Origin of the sequence: Methylosinus sp. R-45379 (assembly GCF_001644125.1) — a bacterium.
GTDB lineage: Bacteria > Pseudomonadota > Alphaproteobacteria > Rhizobiales > Beijerinckiaceae > Methylosinus.
Map to the genome: position 1 here is coordinate 16364 of NZ_LUUM01000254.1, position 21162 is coordinate 37525.

The window sequence follows — 21162 nt, forward strand, 5'->3', positions numbered from 1 at the left end:
AAAAGACGAATGCTGACGCTGCTCGCGGACTTCTCGCATCTCTTCGGTCCGCTGAACCTCTTCCGCTACATCACCTTCCGCGCCGCCGGCGCGGCGACGACGGCGCTGTTCTTCGTCTTCTTCTTCGGCCCCACCATCATCGACGCGCTGCGCTTGAAGCAGGGCAAGGGCCAGCCCATTCGCGAGGACGGTCCGGCCTCGCATCTGCTCACCAAAAAAGGCACGCCGACCATGGGCGGGCTGATGATCCTCTCGGGTCTGCTCGTCGCCACTCTCCTCTGGGCGAATTTGAAGAATTCCTATGTGTGGATCGTCATTCTCGTCACCGCCTCCTTCGGCGCGATCGGCTTCTACGACGATTATCTGAAGGTGACGAAGCAATCGCACAAAGGCTTTTCCGGCAAGGCGCGGCTCGCGCTCGAGTTCGCCGTCGCCGGCCTCGCCTGCTATGCGCTCACCACGGTCGGCGGCGACAATATGTCCAAGCTGGCGCTGCCGCTGCTCAAGGGCTACGCCTTCTCGCTGGGCTGGCTGTTCATCCCCTTCGGCGCCTTCGTTATCGTGGCGGCGGGCAATTGCGTCAATCTCACCGATGGTCTCGACGGCCTCGCCATCGTGCCGTCGATGATCGCGGCCGGCGCCTTCGCCATTATCGCCTATCTCGTCGGCAATTCGATCTTCTCGGATTATCTCGGCGTCAATCACGTCGCCGGCACGGGCGAGCTGACCATCGTCTGCGCGGCGCTGATCGGCTCGGGCCTCGGCTTTTTGTGGTTCAACGCGCCGCCGGCGCAGATCTTCATGGGCGACACCGGCTCGCTCGCGCTCGGCGGATTGCTCGGAACCATATCGGTCGCCATCAAGCAGGAATTCGTGCTCGCCATCATCGGCGGCCTCTTCGTGCTCGAGGGCGCCTCCGTCATCGTGCAGGTGGCGAGCTTCAAGCTCACCGGAAAGCGCGTGTTCCGCATGGCGCCGATCCACCATCACTTCGAGCAGATGGGTTGGACCGAGCCGCAGATCGTCATTCGCTTCTGGATCATCTCCTTCGTGCTCGCCCTTCTCGGGCTCTCCTCGCTGAAGCTGAGGTGAGCGCATGACTCCGGCGACGACATTTGCAGGGCGCAAGGTCGCGCTCTTTGGGCTCGGCGGCTCTGGCCTTGCGACGGCGCGCGCATTGATCGCAGGCGGCGCGAATGTCGCCGCCTGGGACGATGGCGAGGCCGGCCGCGCCAAGGCGCAGGCGCAGGGCGTCGAGATCGTCGATCTGACGAGTGCGGATTGGCGCGAGTTCTCCGCGCTCATTCTTTCGCCCGGCGTGCCGCTGACACATCCCGAGCCGCATTGGACGGTCACGCGCGCGCGTGAGGCGGGCGTCGAGGTGATCGGCGACATAGAGCTGTTCTGTCGTGAGCGGCAGGCGAAGGCGCCCGGCGCGCCCTTCATCGCCATCACCGGCACCAATGGCAAATCGACGACCACGGCGCTGATCGCGCATCTTCTGCGCAGCGCCGGCAAGGATGTGCAGCTCGGCGGCAATATCGGCACGCCGATCCTCGATCTCGAGCCGCCCTCCGAGACGCGCATTCACGTCATCGAATGCTCCTCTTTTCAGATCGATCTGACGCCTTCGCTCGCGCCGTCCATCGGCATTCTCATCAATCTGACGCCCGACCATATCGACCGTCACGGCACGATGGAAAATTACGCGGCGGTGAAGGAGCGTCTCGTCGCCGGCGCCGATGTCGCGCTGATCGGCGTCGACGACGCCTTCTCTCATGCGATCGGCGCGCGGCTGACCGAGCGACGCCGCGAGGGCCAGCGCGTCTATCCCGTCTCCGCCGCGCGTGCGCTCGATTGGGGCTTTTTCATCGAGGCGCGCAAGGCGCTCTATCGAGAGGCCGGCCATGGGCCGGAGGAGACGGAGACGCTCGGCGATCTCGAGGGCGCGCGCACATTGCGCGGCGCGCATAATGCGCAGAACGCCGCCTTCGCCGCCGCGGTCGCCTGGCATTGCGGACTTTCCTGCGCGGAGATCGCGCGCGGGCTGCTCACCTATCCCGGCCTGCCGCATCGCATGGAGGAGGTGGGGCGTCGCGGGCGCGTCGTCTTCGTCAATGATTCGAAAGCCACGAACGCCGACGCGGCGGAGAAGGCGCTGCTCTCCTACGACGATATTTTCTGGATCGCCGGCGGCAAGGCGAAGGAGGGCGGCATAGAGCCGCTGCGTCCGCTCTTCCCACGCATCGCCAAAGCCTATCTCATCGGCGCGGCGGCGCAGGATTTTGCGCGCACGCTCGAGGGCGCCGTGACTTACGAGCACTGCGGAACGCTCGATGTGGCGATCGCGCGCGCGGCCGAGGAGGCCGCGCTGAGCGCGGCGCGCGAGCCCGTGGTGCTGCTGTCGCCGGCCTGCGCCTCTTACGATCAATTCGCCAATTTCGAAGCGCGCGGCGACGCTTTTCGCCTGCTCGCGCGCGAGCTGCATGCGCATGCGCCCATTGCCGGAGAAAGCCTATGATCTCGCGCGCGGAGCGTTCCACCTTCTCTGATTGGGCCTGGACGATCGATCGCTGGCTCCTCGCCGGCGTCGCGCTGCTCATCGTCTGCGGCCTCGTCTTCGCTATGGCCGGCAGCCCGCCCGTCGCCGAGCGGCTGCATCTCTCCACCTTTCATTTCGTGCATCGGCAGGTGATCTATCTCGCGCCGGCGATCCTCGTGATGATCGGCGTCTCCTTTCTCACGCCGCGTCATGTGCGGCGCGCGGCGATTTTGCTGTGGATCGTCTCGCTCGCGCTCGTCGTCGGCACGCTGTTCTTCGGCCAGGAGGTGAAGGGCGCCAAGCGCTGGATCTTCGGAGTTCAGCCCTCCGAATTCTTGAAGCCGGCCTTCGTCATCATGGCCGCATGGGCCTTTTCGGAAGGCGCGAAGCGCAAGGACGTTCCCGGCAATCTTCTCGCCATCGCTCTGCTGCCCGTCACCGTCGCGCCGCTGGTGATGCAGCCGGACATCGGCCAGACCATGTTGATCTCGCTCGTCTGGGCGGGGCTCTTGTTCATGGCCGGCATTCACTGGTTCTGGATTTTCGGCGTCGGCGGCGCGGGCGCCGTCGGCGCGGTCGCGGCCTATAAATTTCTGCCGCACGTCCATGCGCGCGTGACGCGCTTTCTCGATCCGCAAGCGGCCGGGCAGGGCGTCGCCGACACATTCCAGGCCGACACCGCGCTCTACAGCTTCATCAGCGGCTCCTGGTTCGGCAAAGGGCCGGGCGAAGGCACGCTGAAGCGCATATTGCCGGACGCGCATACGGATACGATCTTCGCCGTCATCGGCGAAGAGTTCGGCCTCTTCGTCTGCATGGCGGTGGCGGCGATCTACGGCCTCATCGTGCTGCGCGGGCTCTATTCCGCCTCGCGCAATGACGACGCCTTCTGCGGCTTCGCGACCGCCGGCCTCGTCATGCTGTTCGGCCTGCAGGCCGCGATCAATATGGCGGTGAATCTTCAGCTCATGCCGTCGAAGGGCATGACGCTTCCTTTCATTTCCTATGGCGGCTCCTCGCTCATTTCGCTGGCGCTCGGCTTCGGCTTTCTGCTCGCTGTCACGCGTCGGCGCCCGCATATAGAACCCGTCGTCGAGACGGAGCATGCGAGCCATGCGCCGATGGGAGCGGCGGCATGAGCGCGCCCGTTCTGCTCGCCGCCGGCGGCACCGGCGGTCATCTTTTTCCGGCCGAGGCGCTCGCGCATGCGCTGCGCGCGCGTGGGCTCGAGGTGGAACTCGTCACCGATGAGCGCGCCTTGCGCTATGGCGGCGAGTTTCCCGCGCGCGCCATGCATACAATCGCTTCCGCGACTCCGCGCGGCGGCTCTGTCTTCGCCAAGGCGACGGCGATCGCGACACTCGGCGTAGGCGCCGCGCAGGCGCTGTTTCTTCTGCGGCGCATTCGGCCGCTCGCCGTCGTCGGCTTCGGCGGCTATCCCAGCGTGCCGCCGCTCTTCGCCGCCACGCTTCTGCGCATTCCCGCAGTGCTGCATGAGGCGAATGCGGTGATGGGCCGCGCCAATTCCTTTCTCGCCGGCCGCGTCGATGCGGTCGCCTCGGGCTTTCCGCTCTCCGGCGTTTCGGATGTGCTCACGGAAAAGATCGTCGTCACCGGCAATCCGCTGCGACCCGCCGCGCTCGCGGCGGCTGCGCTGCCCTATCCCGGCTTTGAGGACGGCAAGCTGCGCCTTCTCGTCACCGGCGGCTCGCAAGGCGCGCGGGTGATGTCCGATATCGTGCCTGCGGCGCTCGAATCTCTGCCGAAAGAATTGCGCGAGCGCATCGAGCTGACGCAGCAGGCGCGCGAGGAAGATCTCGCGCGCGTCACCATGACTTACGCGCGCGCCGGAATCGTCGCGCAGATCGCGCCCTTCTTCGCCGATCTGCCGGAGCGCATCGCGCATGCGCATCTCGTGATCGCGCGCGCCGGCGCCTCCACCGTCACCGAGCTGGCGGCGATCGGGCGACCGAGCATTCTGGTGCCGCTGCCGCATGCGTTGGACCAGGACCAGGCGGCAAACGCCGCCGTGCTGGCGAAATCGGGCGCGGCGGAGGTCGTGCGCCAAGCTGATTTCACGCCGCAATGGCTCGCCGAACGCATCGCCGCGCTCGTTGCGGACAGCGGCGAATTGCAGCGGCGCGGGCAGGCGGCAAAAAGCGTCGGCGTGACCGACGCGGCCGAGCGGCTCGCCGATCTCGTGCTCGCCGTCGCGCAGAAGAGAGAGAGCGCCGCGCTGGCGCGAGGGAGCCTCACATGAGAATGCCGCGCCGTCTCGGCCCCATTCATTTCGTCGGCATTGGCGGAATTGGAATGTCCGGCGTCGCCGAAATTCTGCTCGCACAAGGCTATGATGTGCAAGGCACGGACGCCGCCGACAGCGCCAATCTGCAACGGCTCGCCGGCAAGGGCGCGCGCGTGCATGTCGGCCATGACGCCAAATGTCTGGGCGAAGCAGCCGTCGTCGTCGTGTCGAGCGCGATCAAGCGCGACAATCCCGAGCTGGCGGAGGCGCGCGCGCGGCGCCTGCCCGTGGTGAAGCGCGCGGAAATGCTCGCCGAGCTGATGCGCGACAAGCGTTGCGTCGCCGTCGCCGGCACGCATGGCAAGACGACGACCACCTCGCTGGTCGCTACTCTGCTCGACGCCGGCGGTCTCGATCCGACAGTGGTGAATGGCGGCATCATCAACGCTTACGGAACAAATGCGCGGCCGGGCGCCGGCGAATGGATGGTGGTCGAAGCTGACGAGAGCGACGGCACATTCTTGAAGCTGCCGGCGGAAGTCGCCATCGTCACCAATGTCGATCCCGAGCATTTGGATCATTTCGGCGATTTCGACGGCGTGAAGAAGGGCTTTCGTAGCTTCATCGAAAATCTGCCGTTCTATGGTTTTGCAGCCGTCTGTCTCGATCATCCGACCGCGCGCGAGATCATCGGCCAAATCGAAGATCGCCGCGTCATTTCCTATGGCGAGAGCGAGGAGGCCGAGGCGCGTCTGCTCGATCTCGATCTTTCCGGCGGCGTCGGACGCTTTTCGGTGCTCCTGCGTGATCGTGATACGGGCGCAGAGACGCGGCTCGACGAGCTTCTGCTGCCGGCAGCGGGGCGGCACAATGCGCTCAACGCCACGGCGGCCATTGCGGTGGCCCATCGGCTCGGCGTTCCCGCGGATAAGATTCGCGAGGGGCTCGCGCGCTTCGCCGGCGTGAAGCGGCGCTTCACCAAGACGGGCGAGTGGAAGGGCGTTTCCATCTTCGACGATTACGGTCATCACCCGGTCGAGATCGCCGCCGTGCTGCGCGCCGCGCGCGCTTCCACCAAGGGCAAGGTGATCGCCATCATGCAGCCGCATCGCTACACGCGGCTGCAGTCGCTGTTCGATCAATTCGCAGGCTGTTTCAGTGACGCGGATGTGGCGCTGATCGCCGATGTTTATCCGGCCGGCGAGAGCGAGATAGAGGGCGTCGACGGCCCGGCGCTGGCGCGCGCCGCCGCTGCGCAAGGGCATGAGCGCGCGAGCGCCTTCGCTTCGCCGCAGGAGCTGCCGGGATTGATCCGCGAGATCGCCGCGCCGGGCGATTATGTGGTGTTTCTCGGCGCCGGCGACATTACGAAATGGGCTTATGCGCTGCCGGCGCAATTGGCGGAGCTCGCGCCATGACAATCGCGCAGACATGGAGAACGCGCGTCCCTTCTCCCACTTGTGGGACAAGGTGGCCCTCGCGTCAGCGAGGGTCGGATGAGAGGCCGCGTAGAAGTGCGGGGCTCTTCGTTTTGCTGCGTTCAAGTGCTGCGCGTAATGTCGATGGACCCTCATCCGACCCGGCTACGCCGGGCCACCTTCTCCCACGAGTGGGAGAAGGAGACGCGCACGGAGATTGCGGATGAGCTTTCCGGATATCTCGGCCGAGATCGTCGCGCTCGCGCCGGAATTGCGCGGGCGTCTCGCCGCAAATGAGCCGCTCGCGCCGCTCACCTGGTTTCGTGTCGGCGGGCCGGCGCAGCTTCTCTTCTCGCCGGCGGACGAGGCCGATCTCGCTTACTTTCTCGCGCGTCTGCCGCGCGAGATTCCGGTCACGGTCATCGGCCTCGGCTCCAATCTCATCGTGCGCGATGGCGGCGTGCCGGGCGTCGTCGTTCGGCTGACGGCCAAGGGCTTCGGGGCCATCGCTGTCGAAGAGGGCGAGCGCATTCGCGTCGGCGCCGCGGTTCCCGATGTGAAGCTCGCGCGCGCGGCGGCGGACGCCGGCATAGACGGGCTCGCTTTCTATCGCGGCATTCCGGGCGGCGTCGGCGGCGCGCTGCGCATGAATGCGGGCGCGCATGGCGGCGAGACCAAGGATGCGCTGATCGAGGCGCGCGGCGTCGATCGCGCGGGGAATCTGCGCATCTATACGAACGCCGATCTCGGCTTCTCCTATCGCCATAGCGATGCGCCGGACGATATGATTTTCACGCAGGCGCTGTATCAGGGCCGCAAGGGCGATCCCGCCGCGATCCTCGCGGAGATGGAGCGGATCACGCAGGCGCGCGAAGCCTCGCAGCCGATCCGCGAGAAGACTGGCGGCTCCACTTTCGCTAATCCGCCGGGCCATAAAGCGTGGCAATTGATCGACGAGGCTGGCTGCCGCGGGCTCGTGATCGGCGATGCGCAGGTCAGCGAGATGCATTGCAATTTCCTCGTCAATCGGGGCCAGGCGACGGCCGCCGACGTCGAGGCGCTGGGCGAGGAGGTGCGGCGGCGCGTGCAGGAGAAGAGCGGCGTTCTCCTGCGCTGGGAGATCAAGCGGATCGGCCTCGCCCTCGCATGACGGTCCTCGAGAAGAGCGCGCGCGCGAGCGTCGAGAGCGACGGGCTCGCGCAGCTTTTGTCGAGCCCGCTGCTCGGCGTGGCGCTCGCTGTTGTCGCCGTCGCGCAGCAGCTCATCGGCCATATCGATTGCGACGTCTCCTGGTTCTCGACCTTCGCCGAGAAGGTTCTCGATGGGCGCGTCGCTTATGTCGAGGTGAGCGATCCCAATCCGCCGGCGGCGTTTCTCTCGCTCATGCCGGCCGTGCTGCTGGCCCGCGCGCTGCATCTTCCGACGGAGGCGATGGTCGCGGCGCTGGTCTTTTTCGCCGCCGCGGGCTCCATCGGCTTTTCTTTTCTGCTGCTGCGCCATGGCGCGGCGCGCAGCCGGCACGAATGGATGCAGCTGCTCAACGCCGCGATCTTTCTGCTGCTGGTCGCGCCGGAGATCGTCTTCGCCGAGCGCGAGCATATCGCGCTGCTCGCTCTGCTTCCTTTGCTCGCCGCGCTGGCGGCGGAGGGGCGCGCGCCGGCGCCGCGCCTCGCGCGCATCGTCGCGGGAATTTGCGGCGGCCTCGCCGTGGCGATGAAGCCGCATTTCATCCTCGCCATCGCGCTGCCGGCGCTGGCGCTCGCTCGGCGGGAGCGCAGCGTGCGCGCCTTGCTGCGAGCGGAGCTGGTCGCCGCGGCGCTCGCCTCCGTCATTGTGACCGGCGCGACGCTGATCGCTTTTCCGGCCTATGTCGGCGAGGCTCTGCCGCTCGCGCTCGAGGTTTATGGGCCGGCGCGCGACGATCTCGGCCATTTTCTCGCGCATTCGCTCGCGCTCGCCTATGTGGCGCTGCTCGTGGGCTTTGTCGTCGCGGCGCGCGGGGCCGCCCTCGGCCGTGCGAGTCTGGTCGCGCTCTATTCCTCACTGGGTTTTTTCGCGGCCTTTCTGCTGCAGGGGAAGGGCTGGATGAATCATGCCTATCCCGCGATCGTTCTGCTGCTATTCGCCTGGATATTTCTCGCTCTGCGCGACCGCGCGGCCCCCGTCGCCGGCGTGCGCGCGGCGCTGACGAAATTCCTGTTCGTGCCGGCGCTGCTCGCCGCGCCGGCCTATTTCGGAATCGTCGAGCAGCTGACCGATCACGAGGAGCACGAGGACCTTCTGGCCGCCGTGGCCGCGGTCGCGCCGCCGCATCCGCGCATCGCGACCATCGCCAGCCAGCTCGATTTCGGCCATCCTCTGACGCGGCGGCTCGCGGGCGAATGGGTGGGTAGGCAGAATGCGCTCTTCGTCACAGCGGCCGTGGGCCGGCTGCTCGAGACGGCGGGGCCGGAGCGGCGCCAGCGGCTGGAGGCGCGGCGCAGCGCCGATCTCGCCGCGCTGGCCGAGGACATTCGCGCGGGGCGCCCCGATGTCATCGTCGCCGAAGATCGGGCGACGCGGGAATGGGTGCTGAAGCGCCCGGAAATGGCCGGCGCGCTCGATGGCTACAGGCTCGCGAAACAGGCGGCGGATATAGAGATTTGGCGGCGGGCGGAGTGAGAGTGGGGAGGCGCCGCCTGACCGATTCCCAGTCGCTCGGGGAGTTCTCGAGGTTGCCGAGCCCGATTTGCGAATTGCTCGCGCTGCTGGCAGAGTGCGTTCGACGAGGGACGACCTATGAGAGCGGATGATTTTCAAATTTGGCTCGAGGAAAAGGGAGCTCTCGGCGGCTGCCCCTTTTGCGGGACGAACAATTGGATCGGGGAGTCGTCGGCCGAGGATGAGCAGCAATTGGTAAAAGTGTCGGTCGTTTCTCGCGGAAAAGCGCGTTCCGACGATTCTGGCCCCCCATATTCGGTTCTGGTCCGACACGACTGCTATATGCTTACTTGTAGTCATTGCGGCTTCGTGCGCTTACATAACGTGTCGGTGGTCGACAAAAATGACTGAAAAGCCTCGTCTGCACGTCGTCGGCGGCTCGACGGCTCCCCATGATAGAAACATCGCCCAGGCAAGCGCTGGAGCTGCGAGCGCTGGAGCTGGAGCCGGCGGCGGAGGAGATGGGATGAGCGATCTCGAGCGTCGTGTCACCACACTCGAGTCGGACATGAAGAAGCTTCTTCAGGACACCGCCGAGATCAAGGGGCTTCTCCGCGCAATGCCGACGTCCTCCGACTTCAAGGACCTGAAGGCGATGTTGGCTGCAGATATCGGCGAGCTGAAGGGGCGCGTGGCCGGCCTCCCTTCCGCGGTCGAGTTCGGCGAGCTGAAAGGGCGTGTGAACGCCCTTCCGACCACGGCCAAGATCGCGTCGATTGTCTCGATCATCGGCGCCGTGATCGCCATCATTCTGCGCTGGCAGGAGATAGTGGCCTTCACCGCCGGAATGGTAGCGAAGCATTAATTTCGCGCTGCCACTCCAAGGCGTGAGTCGATCGTCGGTGGCGTCATCATGGGCTGGCGCGCTCTTTCGTAGCCCTGCCGATGGCGGCGATGATCTGCTCAGGGCATGTCGTGATGGGTGGCGGCGCGCCGTCCGCGCCCCCGCCGGCCCATTCCCAAATCCAACCGAGGGTCGAAGCCCTCGCACAACTCGAAGGTGCGTCATGACTGCTCACGTCGCCGTGCTCATGGGCGGATTCTCCTCGGAGCGCGATGTCTCGTTGCGCTCGGGCGAGGCGAGCGCCAAGGCGCTGGAGAGCGTCGGCTATCGCGTCACCCGCGTCGATGTCGGCCGCGACGTCGCCGAGGTTCTGGCCAAGCTCGCGCCGGATGTCGCCTTCAACGCGCTGCACGGCCGCTTCGGCGAGGATGGCGCCATTCAGGGCGTGCTGGAGATTCTGCGCATCCCCTACACGCATTCGGGCGTGCTCGCCTCCTCGCTGGCGATGAAGAAGGATGTGGCCAAGAGCGTCATGGCGGCGGCCGGCGTGCCCGTGCCGCGCGGCCGCGTGCTGCATCGTCTCGAGGCGGCCAAGGCCCACGCCCTCGAGCCCCCTTACGTGCTGAAGCCGGTGAGCGAGGGGTCGTCCTTCGGCGTCTTCATCGTCAAGGAGGGGCGCTCGCATCCGCCGCAGGAGCTGGCCGCCGCCGATTGGCGCCATGGCGATTTCATGCTGGCGGAGAATTTCGTCGACGGCCGCGAGCTCACTTGCGCGGTGATGGGCGACCGCGCTCTCGACGTCATCGAAATCCTCCCCGTGTCGGAGGACTTCTACGGTTTCGACGCGAAATACGCGAAAGGCGGGTCGAAACACGTGCTTCCAGCGAATCTTAAACAAAATATTTACCAAGAGGTCCAACAGTTGGCGCTCGAGGCTCATCGGGCTCTCGGCTGTCGTGGCGTCAGCCGTGCGGACTTTCGATACGACGATCGCCCCGGAGGTACGGGCGAGCTCGTCGTGTTGGAGGTCAACACGCAGCCGGGCATGACCGAGACCTCGCTGGTTCCCGAAATGGCGGCATATGCCGGATATTCGTTTGGCGAGCTCGTAAAATGGATGGTGGAAGACGCGTCCTGCGATCGTTGAGGGAGCCTGTCGAGGCTCTCTTCGATGTCGCGCATCCGCATCCCGTCCAAGCTGGCTCGTATCAAGCCGGATCGTATCAAGCCGGCGCCTATTCCGCCCCTTACGTAAACCCCGTCGCCTCCCAGCCGGCCGAGCGGCGCGTCCGCCCGCCGGCGGCCTCGGCTCCGCGCGCGGAGCGCGGGCGTCTCTCGCGGCTCGCCGCTCTGCCGGGAATCGGCACTGCGGCGCTCGCTCTGCTGTTCGGCGGAGTGGGCTTCGCCGGCGTCGCGCATAATGGCGGCTATGCGGAATTCGTCGCCCGCAATGGCGCGCCGCGCGATATCGTGGCGCGCGCGCTCGGCTTTTCCATCGAGGTCGTCACCATCAGCGGGCTCGGCGAGCTCTCCGAGGGCGACGTGCTCGCCGCTTCGGGCGTGAAGCCCACACATTCGCTGCTCTTTCTCGACGCGGAGACGATTCGCGAGCGGCTGACCGCGCTGCCGCTGGTGGAGAGCGCGCGTGTGCTGAAGCTCTATCCCGATCGGCTCATTATTGCGCTCGAGGGGCGTCGGCCCTTCGCGCTCTGGCAGCGCGACGGCAAGCTCTCGGTCGTCGCCGCCGATGGCGTCGTCATCGACGAGATGCGCGACGAGCGATTTTTGGGCCTGCCCTTTGTCGTCGGCGAGGGCGCGGAGAAGCGGCTCGACGAATATATGCGGCTGCTGGAAGCCGCCGGCGATCTCAAATCGCGCGTGCGCGCCGGCATTCTCGTCTCCGGGCGGCGCTGGTCGCTCGACATGACCAATGGCGTCGAGGTCAAGCTCCCCGAGCAGGATCCGGAGGCGGCGCTCGCCGTCCTGCAGCGACTCCAGCGTGAGGCCAGGATCCTCGATAAGGATGTGATCTCGATCGATTTGCGCGCGCCGGGACGCGTAGCGGCGCGCCTTTCCGAGGAGGCGGCCGCCGCGCGTGCGGCCGCGAGTTTGCGTGGTTCACACAAGGGCGGCCAGACATGAAGTCACATCTCTTCCCGCCGCGAATGAAGCAGCTCGGCGCTCGTCGCAGCGCGACCATGGCGGTGCTCGACGTCGGCACGTCGAAGATCGCCTGCATCATCGCGCGGCTGACGCCGGTCGGCGACGGCTCGCCGCGCGGGCGCACGCATCGTGCGCGCGTGCTCGGCATCGGCCATCAGCGCTCGCGCGGCGTGAAGGCCGGCCAGATCGTCGATATGGAGGAGGTGGAGAGCGCGCTGCGCCGGACCGTCGACGCGGCCGAGCGCATGGCGCGCTCGCAGATCGACGCCATCATCGTCACCGCTTCCGGCGGCCGCCTCGCCTCGCAGCATTTCGCCGCCAAGACGCGCGTCGTCTCGGGCGCCGTCGCGCCTTCCGATGTGCATCGCGTGCTCGAGGCCTCCGCCGCCCATGTGACGGAGCGCGGCCGCGTCGTCGTCCATTCGCTGCCCACCGGCTTCTCGCTGGACGGCTCCGCCGGCATTCGCGAGCCCGCCGGCATGGTCGGCGGCGAGCTCGGCGTCGATCTCCATGTCGCCAGCTGCGATCAGGCGGCGATGCGCAATCTTCTCGTCGCCGTGGAGCGCTGCCATCTCGGCATAGAGGCGGCCGCTGCGGCGCCTTACGTCGCCGGCCTCGCCGTGCTGGAGGCCGATGAGGCCGAACTCGGCGCCATCGTCATCGATATGGGCGCGGGCGTCACCTCGCTCGCCGTCTTCGCCGGCGGCGCGCTGGCGCATGTCGATGCGGTGACGCTCGGCGGCAATCACATCACTATGGATATCGCCCGCGGCCTCGACTGTCGTCTGAGCGACGCCGAGCGTCTGAAGACGCTCTATGGCGCGGCGATCTCCTCTCCCTCCGACGATCGCGAGACGATCGCCTTCGATCATGTGGGCGAGAGCGGCGAGCATCCGGCGCATGCGCCGAAATCGCATCTCGTGCGCATCATTCGTCCGCGCGTCGAGGAGACTTTGGAGTTCCTGCGCGACCGTCTGGCGGCGTCCGGCTTCTCGGCGCATGCGGGGCGGCGCGTGGTGCTCACCGGCGGGGCCTGCATGCTCACGGGCCTGCCGGAGGCGGCGCGCCGCATTCTGGGCGGACAGGTGCGCGTCGGCCGGCCGGCCGGCATAGACGGCCTGCCCGAATCGGCCAGGAGCCCGGCTTTCGCCGCGGCCGTCGGTCTGCTCGTCTATCCGCAATTCGCGGGGCGCGAATATTTCGAGCCACGCCGCGAGGCGGAGATGCGCGGGACCGGGACCAATGGGTACATCTCTCGGGTCGGACAGTGGTTGAGAGACAGTTTTTGAGAATTTCGAGCATGGAGAGCGAGGCGCGCGTCGGCGACACGCTCCGGGGATGGCAACCGACGCGCAGTCGCATGAAAATCAGTCGAAAGGTCTGGCGATGACGATCAATCTCAAGGCGCCCGAGCTCCGGGAATTGAAGCCCCGCATATTGGTGTGCGGCATCGGCGGCGGTGGGGGCAACGCCGTCAACAACATGATCATGTCGGGCCTGTCGGGCGTGGACTTTCTGATCGCCAACACCGACGCGCAGGCGCTCGCCTCCTCGCGCGCCGAGCGCATCATCCAGATGGGCCTGCAGGTGACCGAAGGCCTCGGCGCCGGCGCGCAGCCGGAAGTCGGCCGCGCCGCCGCGGAAGAGGCCAAGGACGAGATCCGCGAACACCTCACCGGCGCGCATATGGTGTTCGTCACCGCCGGCATGGGCGGCGGCACGGGCACGGGCGCCGCGCCTGTCATCGCGGCCATCGCCCGCGAGATGGGCATTCTCACCGTCGGCGTCGTCACCAAGCCCTTCCATTTCGAGGGCCAGCGCCGCCTGCGCATCGCCGAGGGCGGCATCGCCGAGCTGCAGAAGTCGGTCGACACTCTGATCATCATCCCGAATCAGAATCTTTTCCGCATCGCCACGGAGAAGACGACCTTCGCCGACGCTTTCGCCATGGCCGATCAGGTGCTCTACTCGGGCGTCGCCTCGGTCACTGATCTCATGGTCAAGGAAGGCCTCATCAATCTCGACTTCGCCGACGTGCGCTCGATCATGCGCGGCATGGGCAAGGCGATGATGGGCACGGGCGAGGCCACCGGCGAGCGCCGCGCCAGCCTCGCGGCGGAGGCGGCCATCGCCAATCCGCTGCTCGACGAAGTGTCGATGAAGGGCGCCCGCGGCCTCTTGATCTCGATCACCGGCGGCAACGACCTCACCCTCTATGAGGTGGACGAGGCGGCGAGCCGCATCCGCCAGGAGGTGGACGAGGACGCCAACATTATTCTCGGCGCGACCTTCGACTCCTCGCTCGAGGGCGTCGTGCGCGTGTCGGTGGTGGCGACGGGCATCGATCTGCCTTCTACCGCCGCCGAGGACGCCGCGGCCGCGGAAGCCCGCGTGCTGGAGGCCGCCGAGCGTCTGCGCGCCCAGGTGGCGGCGCAGGGCCGGGTCTCCTTCGTACAGACCATCTCCGAGCCCGCTCCGCAGCCGGCGCCTCAGGCCTATGCGCCCGAGCCCGCGCCGGCGCCGATCGAGCGCCAGCCCTCGCCCTATTACGGCGAGCCGCAGCAGGCGCAAGCGCCCTCGCGCGACGTCTATCTCGAGCAGGTGGCGGCGCGTCCGGTCTATGCGCCGGAGCCCGCGCCGCAGCCGGCCCATATGATGGAGGCGCATGAGCCCTACATCCCGCCGGCCGCCGAGCTGCCGCGCATGCGCATGCCGCAGATCGAGGACTTCCCGCGTCCGGTGCAGGAGCAGTATCGCCAGGCGCGCGGCGACGTCGCCGGCGCTCAGGCGCCAGAGGCCGCCCGCCGCCGCACGCTGCTGGAGCGCCTCGCCTCCTTCGGCGCGAGCCGCCAGGAGGACACGCTGCAGGGGCCGGCCGCCGCCGCCGCGCCGCGTCCGCAGATGCGCCCGCAGGCTCCCGCGCCCACGCAGAGCCATGCGGAATACGCCAAGCGCCCGGTTCCCCAGGCGCCGCAGCAGCCGGCGGGACACGCCGGGCTCGATCCGCATGGCCGCCGCGTGGCGCAGGCCCGCTCGATCGAGGAGGAGCAGCTCGAGATCCCGGCCTTCCTGCGCCGCCAGATCAACAGCTGATCTTTCGCCGATCCTGCGCCGCGTGATCGCGAAATCTGTGAAAGGCCCGCTCCGGCGGGCCTTTTCTCATTCGTGTCGGCTGTAACATTTTGTAAAAAACCGTGACTGGAGCCCCGCTGCGGCGCGGATTATTCTGCGCCGGCGCCGCTCCGCCACAATCGCGCATCATCGCGCGCGTGCGGCGGGCCGGACCGCTTTCCCGGAGTGAGACGAAATCGATGACGTCGCATCGACCGACGAGGATGCAGACGACGCTCGGCGCCACAGTGGCGCTGGGCGGCGTCGGCGCGCATAGCGGCCTCGCCTCGCGGCTCCTCCTCATGCCCGCCGAGGCGGGCTCGGGAATCGTCTTCACGCGGCTCGGCGGCGTGGATGCGCTACGCGCTGAGGCGCGCAATGTCTCCTCCACCGATCTTTGCGTGCGCCTCGGCTCCGGCGCCGCGTCCATCTCGACGATCGAGCATCTGATGGCGGCGCTGCGCGGCCTTCGGGTCGACAATGTGGCGATCGAGGTCGACGGGCCGGAGGTTCCGGCGATGGACGGCTCGGCGGCGGCTTTCGTCGAGGCGATCGACGAAGCGGGAATCGTCGCGCTCGCCGCGCCGCGCCGCGCCATTGTGATTCGCGCGCCGGTGCGCGTCGCCGACGGCGCCGCTTGGGCCGAGCTCACGCCCGCGCCAGCCGGCGGCTTTTCCATGGATGTCGAGATTTCCTACGCCGCCGCGCCGATCGGCCGCATGCGGCGGCGGATGCGGCTGACGCCGGCGAGCTTTCGCGCCGAGATCGCCCGCGCCCGCACCTTCGGCTTTCTATCGGACGCCGAGCGTCTGTGGCGCGAGGGCAGGGCGCTCGGCGCCTCGCTGGACAACACCATCGTCCTTTCGGACGGCCGCGCGCTCAATCCGCAGGGGCTGCGCTTCGCCGACGAGTTCGTCCGTCACAAAATGCTGGACGTGCTCGGCGATCTCGCCCTCGCCGGCGCGCCGATCATCGGCGCTTTCCGCTCCTATCGTGGCGGCCACAGGCTCAATCTCGCTCTGGTCGAGACGCTGCTGGCGACGCCTTCCGCTTTCGCCATCGTCGGCGGCGAGCAGCGGCCGCGCGGGCGCCCCGCCGCCCGTATCGGCGCGTCTGGCTGAAGCTCCGCTTCCGCTCGTCCGCCATGTTTCGGTCGCAGCGCCCGCCACGCAACGCTCCGGCTTGACACCGGCGCTTCCCCCTGCGCTTCTCCGCGGCTAGAAACGTCCCTCCCTACGAGACAAAAGACACGCAAAATGCATCGCTATCGTTCGCATAATTGTGGAGAGCCGCGCGAGGCCCATGCCGGCGAGAAAATCCGGCTCTCCGGCTGGTGCCACCGCATTCGTGACCATGGCGGCGTGCTGTTCATCGATCTGCGCGACCATTACGGCCTCACCCAATGCGTGGTGGACCCCGATTCGCCGGCCTTCAAGGCCGCGGAGAAGCTGCGTTCCGAATGGGTCGCGCGCCTCGACGGCGAGGTGCGCAAGCGCCCCGCCGGCACAGAAAATCCCGACATGCCGACCGGTCTCGTCGAGGTCTATGTCACCGAGATCGAGGTGCTCGGCCCGGCGGCCGAGCTGCCGCTGCCGGTGTTCGGCGATCTTCCCTATCCGGAGGAGACGCGGCTCAAATACCGCTTCCTGGACCTGCGCCGCGAGAAGCTGCACGCCAATATCATGCTGCGCGGCAATGTGATCGATTCGCTGCGCCAGCGCATGAAGTCCCAGGGCTTCTTCGAGTTCCAGACGCCGATCCTCACCGCCTCCTCGCCGGAGGGCGCGCGCGACTTTCTGGTGCCTTCGCGCATTCACCCCGGCAAATTCTATGCATTGCCGCAGGCGCCGCAGCAGTTCAAGCAGCTGCTGATGGTGGCGGGCTTCGACCGCTATTTCCAGATCGCGCCCTGTTTCCGCGACGAGGACGCCCGCGCCGACCGCAGCCCCGGCGAGTTCTACCAGCTCGATATTGAAATGAGCTTCGTGACGCAGGAAGACGTGTTCGCCTCGGTCGAGCCCGTGCTGCGCGGCGTGTTCGAGGAATTCGGCGGCGGCAAGCCGGTGACGCCGATCTTCCCCAAGATCGCCTTCCGCGACGCCATGCTGAAATATGGCTCCGACAAGCCCGATCTGCGCAATCCGCTGATCATCGCCGATGTGAGCGCGGAATTCGCGCGCGACGATGTGAGCTTCAAGGCCTTCAAGGGCAAGGTGGTGCGCGCCATTCCGGCGCCGGGCGCAGCCGCGCAGCCGCGCAGCTTCTTCGACAAGCTCAATGATTGGGCGCGGTCTGAAGGCGCGCCGGGCCTCGGCTATATCATCTTCGACGAGGAGAATGGCGCGCTGATCGGCAAGGGGCCGATCGCGAAATTCATCCCGCCGGAGGCGCTGGCTGCGCTCGCCGCCAAGGGCGGCGTGAAGGCCGGCGATGCGCTGTTCTTCTCGGCAGGCGAGGAGCTGAAGGCGGCCAAGCTCGCCGGCGCCGCGCGTCTGCGCGTCGGGACGGAACTCGGGCTTTCGAAGACCGATGTCTTCGAGTTCTGCTGGATCGTCGACTTCCCGATGTACGAGTATAACGAGGACGACAAGAAGATCGACTTCTCGCATAATCCTTTCTCCATGCCACAGGGCGGCCTGGAGGCGTTGGAGAGCAAGGACCCGCTCGATCTTCTCGCCTATCAATACGACATCGTCTGCAACGGCATCGAATTGTCCTCGGGCGCGATCCGAAACCATCGCCCGGACATTATGAAGAAGGCTTTCGAGATCGCCGGCTATGGCGAGGATGTGCTGATCGAGAAATTCGGCGGCATGTATCGCGCCTTCCAATATGGCGCCCCGCCGCATGGCGGCATTGCGCCGGGCGTCGATCGCATCGTGATGCTGCTGGCGGGCGAGGAGAATTTGCGCGAGGTGGTGCTGTTCCCGATGAATCAGCGCGCCGAAGATCTGCTGATGGGCGCGCCCTCCGAGGCGACGGCCAAGCAGCTGCGCGAGCTGCACATTCGCTTGAACCTGCCCGAAAAAGGCTGAGCCTACCAGCTGCGCCCCTTCTCCCACTCGTGGGAGAAGGTGGCCTCGCGAAGCGAGGTCGGATGAGGGCGGCTGCGGTTGGCTGCCCTCTTGAAATTTATCTCCATGTCGGATCGCAATGAAAATCCGCGCATGGATTTGATATTTCGCCCTACGTCGAAGAACCCTCATCCGACCCCGCTTCGCGGGGCCACCTTCTCCCACAAGTGGGAGAAGGAAGGGATGCGGCGTCATTTTTCCGCGAGATTTCCCAGCGCGGGGCCGGTCATGCGGCAGATTTTCCATTCATGCATGAGCTTTGCGCCCTGCGCCTCGTAGAAGGCGATGGAGGGCGCGTTCCAATCCAGCACCGACCATTCGAAACGGCCGAGTCCTTCGGCGACGCAACGCCGCGCGAGATGGGCGAGCAGCGCCTTGCCTATGCCGGCGCCACGAAACTGCGGCCGCACGAAAATATCCTCGAGCCAGATTCCGTGCCGGCCGCGAAACGACGAGAACGTATAGAACCAGAGCGCGAAGCCGGCCGGCGCGCCGTCCCATTCGGCGATATCGCAGAAGACGCGCGGATTTTGCGCGAACAGCGCCTCGGCGAGCATTTCCTCCGACGCTTCGACCTCATGCGAGAGCTTCTCATATTCCGCTAGCTCGCGCACGAAAGCGGCGACCAGCGCGCTATCCGCGCGCGCGGCGGGGCGGATGCGGATCACGCCTCCTCGTCCTCGGCGGTCTCGTCCTCGACGGACTCTTCCTCGACGATCAACGCCGCGCGAACGAGCCCGCGCACGGAATTGCCGAAATAAAATTCCGCGTCGCCGGCAAAGTCCTCGAGCCGCAGCAGGCTCTCGCGCGCCTTGCCGCTGGCGAGAAGATGCGCGCGCAATGTTCCCGGCAAAAGCCCGCTGGAGAGCGGCGGCGTCAGCAGCACGCCATCGCGTGCGAGAAAGACATTGGTGCGCGCGCCCTCGCAGACTTCATCGCGCTCATTGCGAAACAGCACTTCGTCGGCGCGGCAGCGCATCGCCGCTTCGGCCAGCTCGCGCTCATAGAGCTCGCGCCGCGTCGTCTTGTGGCGCAGCATCGGATCGTCGGCTTCGAATCGCGCCTCGGCGATGGCGACGCGCCAGATCGTATCCGGCGTGATCGCGTCGATCGGCAGCGAGCTGGCCTCGAAACGGCCGTCGCGGCCGAGCGCATAGCGCACGCGCAGACGGTCGTCGAGCGGATCGGCGACCTCCTCGTTCAGCGCCGCGAGAAAGGCCTCGTCGCTATGGAGAAAGCCGAGCGCGCGCGCCGAGGCGGAAAGCCGCGCGACATGCTCGTCCAGATAGAGAAAACCGCCGTCCTGCGTCCACAGCAGCGTTTCGATCAGGCCGAAGTCTTCGCTCCGGTCAGGAATTTCGCCTTGATCAGACATTCCTCATATTCCTCGCGCGCCCGCGAATCGGCGACGACCGCAGAGCCGACGTTGCAGACGAGCTCCCCATCGGGGAAAAGTGTGAGCGTGCGGATCGCCACATTGAAACGGATCGCCCCGTCGGGCGCGATGAGGCCGAGCGAGCCGCAATACACGCCGCGGGGCGCGCATTCGAGATCGCGAATAATCTCCATGGCGCGGATTTTCGGCGCGCCGGTCACGGAGCCGCAGGGAAATAGCCCGGCGAAGAGATCGGCGAGCGTCACGCCGTCGCGCAGCTTGGCCTCTATGCCGGAAGTCATCTGATGCAGCGTCGGATAGGTCTCGACGGTGAAGAGATCGGTCACGCGCACCGAGCCGACCTCGGAGAGGCGCGAGAGATCGTTGCGCAGAAGATCGACGATCATCAGATTTTCGGCGCGCGATTTCTCGTCCTGCGTCAGCAGCGCGGCGCGCGCCATATCCTCGGTCGGCAGAAAGCCGCGCCGCGCCGTGCCCTTCATCGGCCGCGCGCGGATCACGCCTTCGCAGGCGTCGAAAAAAACCTCCGGCGAGAGCGAGACGATTTTCTCCTCGCCGAGCGCGACCACGCCGCCATAGGCGACCGGCTGGCGCTTGCGCAGCGCGCGATAGAGCGCCGTCGCCTCGCCCTCGTAGCGGCCATGCATGGGGAAGGTCAGATTGATCTGATAGACGTCGCCCGCATAGATGAGCTCGCGGCAGGCGTCGAAGCGCTCGGTATATTCGGCGAGGCTCCACGCGGGGGTCAGCGCGATCTCGACCGGCGCGGTCTCGGTCGCGAGCGAGGCGGCGTTGCGCCACTCATATTGGCGCGGCGCGCGAAACGCGCCGAAGAGCAGCAGCGGCGTGCGCGCCCGGGGCAGGGGGCCGCTCGCGAATTTCGCTTCCAGCGCATAGCCCAGCTCATAGCCGGCGTAGCCCGCGAGAAAGAGCCCGCGCCGTGTCGCCGCCTCCATGCGCGCGAAAGCCTGCGGGACCTCCGCCGCCGTGTCGGCGCGGATGATCTCCTCCGGCTCGTCGAAGAGCAGGGCGGCGCCGTTTCGTCCGTCCTCGAAGACGACGAAGGGGCCATCGGGCGCCTTATTGGGGTCGAAAGGCTCGCGCCCGCGAAGCTCGGCGATATGGAACATGAGGGACGCGGCGCTCCGGTTCGGAAAGCCCATCTTATATCAGCCGGGCCTGCGGATGAAGCCGCGAGTTGGAGCTTCATAGCGAAGCGCCTGAAGCTTTCGCCGGCGCGATTTTGTCGAGCAGCCGGATCAGCTGCTCGATCTCGGCCGCGCTAAGCTCGGAAAAGGCGCTCTGCAAGGCTTCTTCAAGCAGAGGCGCCGCGCGTTCGAGCAGCTCTCTTCCCGAATCTGTCAGATGGTGGCGGATCGCGCGGCCGGGTCCGCTCACGCGTTCGACGAGGCCACGTTTCGCCAATTTGCTCACCAGCTCGCCGACGGATTGATCGGTCATCAGGCTCGCCTCGGCGAGCGCATGGGTGGATAGGGCCGGATTGGCGCGAATTCGTTCGAGGACGACCCAGAGCGCCATCGTCAGGCCGATGCTCGCGAGACGTCGGTCGAGAAGCGCGCTCTTTGCGGCTTGCGCGCGCTTCAGCCCGAGCGCCGCCGCCCTCAATCGGTCATCGACCATATAAGGCCCCTTGTATAATTGCCTCGATCAATATATAAGGGTCCTTGTATAAGGGGCCTTTAATTTTCAGGAGAGCGCTCATGTCCAT

At 66.7% G+C, this 21162-nt stretch carries 18 protein-coding genes; 14 read left to right on the forward strand and 4 right to left on the reverse strand.

Annotated elements, in window-relative coordinates:
- Window positions 1-9: 9 nt before the first annotated feature.
- The 14 genes from mraY to aspS all read left to right on the forward strand — a co-directional run bounded on the left by mraY (window position 10) and on the right by aspS (window position 17998).
- The gene (mraY, locus tag A1351_RS12790) at window positions 10-1092 is read left to right on the forward strand and encodes a phospho-N-acetylmuramoyl-pentapeptide-transferase (protein WP_024879432.1); all 1083 of its coding nucleotides are present in this window, start codon (window positions 10-12) and stop codon (window positions 1090-1092) included.
- Between the two features lie 4 nt (window positions 1093-1096).
- Window positions 1097-2521: a UDP-N-acetylmuramoyl-L-alanine--D-glutamate ligase gene (gene murD, locus A1351_RS12795; protein WP_064033161.1), complete on the forward strand. Its 1425-nt coding sequence runs from the start codon at window positions 1097-1099 to the stop codon at window positions 2519-2521.
- A complete protein-coding gene (locus tag A1351_RS12800; RefSeq protein WP_024879434.1) occupies window positions 2518-3681 on the forward strand; it encodes an FtsW/RodA/SpoVE family cell cycle protein in 1164 nt (387 codons plus the stop codon). The genes murD and A1351_RS12800 overlap by 4 nt, the downstream gene beginning before the upstream one ends.
- Window positions 3678-4802: an undecaprenyldiphospho-muramoylpentapeptide beta-N-acetylglucosaminyltransferase gene (gene murG / locus A1351_RS12805; protein WP_083967312.1), complete on the forward strand. Its 1125-nt coding sequence runs from the start codon at window positions 3678-3680 to the stop codon at window positions 4800-4802. The genes A1351_RS12800 and murG overlap by 4 nt, the downstream gene beginning before the upstream one ends.
- Window positions 4799-6205 (forward strand): UDP-N-acetylmuramate--L-alanine ligase, encoded by a 1407-nt coding sequence (gene murC / locus A1351_RS12810; protein ID WP_026598159.1) that lies wholly within the window; start codon window positions 4799-4801, stop codon window positions 6203-6205. Before murG ends, murC begins: the two co-directional genes overlap by 4 nt.
- Before the next feature lie 223 nt (window positions 6206-6428).
- Window positions 6429-7355, forward strand: coding sequence for a UDP-N-acetylmuramate dehydrogenase (gene murB / locus A1351_RS12815; protein WP_064033162.1), 927 nt, complete (start codon window positions 6429-6431; stop codon window positions 7353-7355).
- Window positions 7352-8866, forward strand: coding sequence for a hypothetical protein (locus A1351_RS12820; RefSeq protein WP_064033163.1), 1515 nt, complete (start codon window positions 7352-7354; stop codon window positions 8864-8866). The genes murB and A1351_RS12820 overlap by 4 nt, the downstream gene beginning before the upstream one ends.
- Window positions 8867-9371: 505 nt before the next feature.
- A complete protein-coding gene (locus A1351_RS12825; protein ID WP_036308753.1) occupies window positions 9372-9710 on the forward strand; it encodes a hypothetical protein in 339 nt (112 codons plus the stop codon).
- Between the two features lie 202 nt (window positions 9711-9912).
- Window positions 9913-10836 carry a D-alanine--D-alanine ligase gene (locus A1351_RS12830; RefSeq protein ID WP_024879439.1) on the forward strand — a complete coding sequence of 308 codons (924 nt, stop codon included), beginning with the start codon at window positions 9913-9915 and terminating at the stop codon, window positions 10834-10836.
- Window positions 10833-11831 carry a cell division protein FtsQ/DivIB gene (locus tag A1351_RS12835; protein WP_083967313.1) on the forward strand — a complete coding sequence of 333 codons (999 nt, stop codon included), beginning with the start codon at window positions 10833-10835 and terminating at the stop codon, window positions 11829-11831. The genes A1351_RS12830 and A1351_RS12835 overlap by 4 nt, the downstream gene beginning before the upstream one ends.
- Entirely contained in the window at window positions 11828-13141 is a 1314-nt protein-coding gene (gene ftsA / locus A1351_RS12840) for a cell division protein FtsA (protein WP_026598166.1), read from the forward strand. Before A1351_RS12835 ends, ftsA begins: the two co-directional genes overlap by 4 nt.
- Before the next feature lie 97 nt (window positions 13142-13238).
- On the forward strand, window positions 13239-14945 hold the full coding sequence (gene ftsZ / locus A1351_RS12845; protein WP_024879442.1) for a cell division protein FtsZ: 1707 nt from the start codon (window positions 13239-13241) through the stop codon (window positions 14943-14945).
- Between the two features lie 218 nt (window positions 14946-15163).
- The gene (lpxC, locus tag A1351_RS12850) at window positions 15164-16084 is read left to right on the forward strand and encodes a UDP-3-O-acyl-N-acetylglucosamine deacetylase (protein WP_024879443.1); all 921 of its coding nucleotides are present in this window, start codon (window positions 15164-15166) and stop codon (window positions 16082-16084) included.
- A 135-nt stretch (window positions 16085-16219) separates the two neighbouring features.
- Complete coding sequence (gene aspS, locus A1351_RS12855) at window positions 16220-17998, forward strand: aspartate--tRNA ligase (RefSeq protein ID WP_024879444.1); 1779 nt, start codon at window positions 16220-16222, stop codon at window positions 17996-17998.
- Window positions 17999-18228: 230 nt separating this feature from the next.
- On the opposite strand, the gene A1351_RS12860 is transcribed toward aspS, so the two are convergent.
- From A1351_RS12860 to A1351_RS12875, 4 genes are all read right to left on the reverse strand, one after another.
- Window positions 18229-18705 (reverse strand): GNAT family N-acetyltransferase, encoded by a 477-nt coding sequence (locus A1351_RS12860; RefSeq protein ID WP_024879445.1) that lies wholly within the window; start codon window positions 18703-18705, stop codon window positions 18229-18231.
- Window positions 18702-19412 carry an aminotransferase class IV family protein gene (locus A1351_RS12865; protein ID WP_024879446.1) on the reverse strand — a complete coding sequence of 237 codons (711 nt, stop codon included), beginning with the start codon at window positions 19410-19412 and terminating at the stop codon, window positions 18702-18704. Before A1351_RS12865 ends, A1351_RS12860 begins: the two co-directional genes overlap by 4 nt.
- Complete coding sequence (locus tag A1351_RS12870; RefSeq protein ID WP_026598170.1) at window positions 19364-20563, reverse strand: aminodeoxychorismate synthase component I; 1200 nt, start codon at window positions 20561-20563, stop codon at window positions 19364-19366. The genes A1351_RS12865 and A1351_RS12870 overlap by 49 nt, the downstream gene beginning before the upstream one ends.
- A 76-nt stretch (window positions 20564-20639) precedes the next feature.
- The gene (locus A1351_RS12875) at window positions 20640-21074 is read right to left on the reverse strand and encodes a MarR family winged helix-turn-helix transcriptional regulator (protein WP_024879448.1); all 435 of its coding nucleotides are present in this window, start codon (window positions 21072-21074) and stop codon (window positions 20640-20642) included.
- Window positions 21075-21162 lie beyond the last annotated feature (88 nt).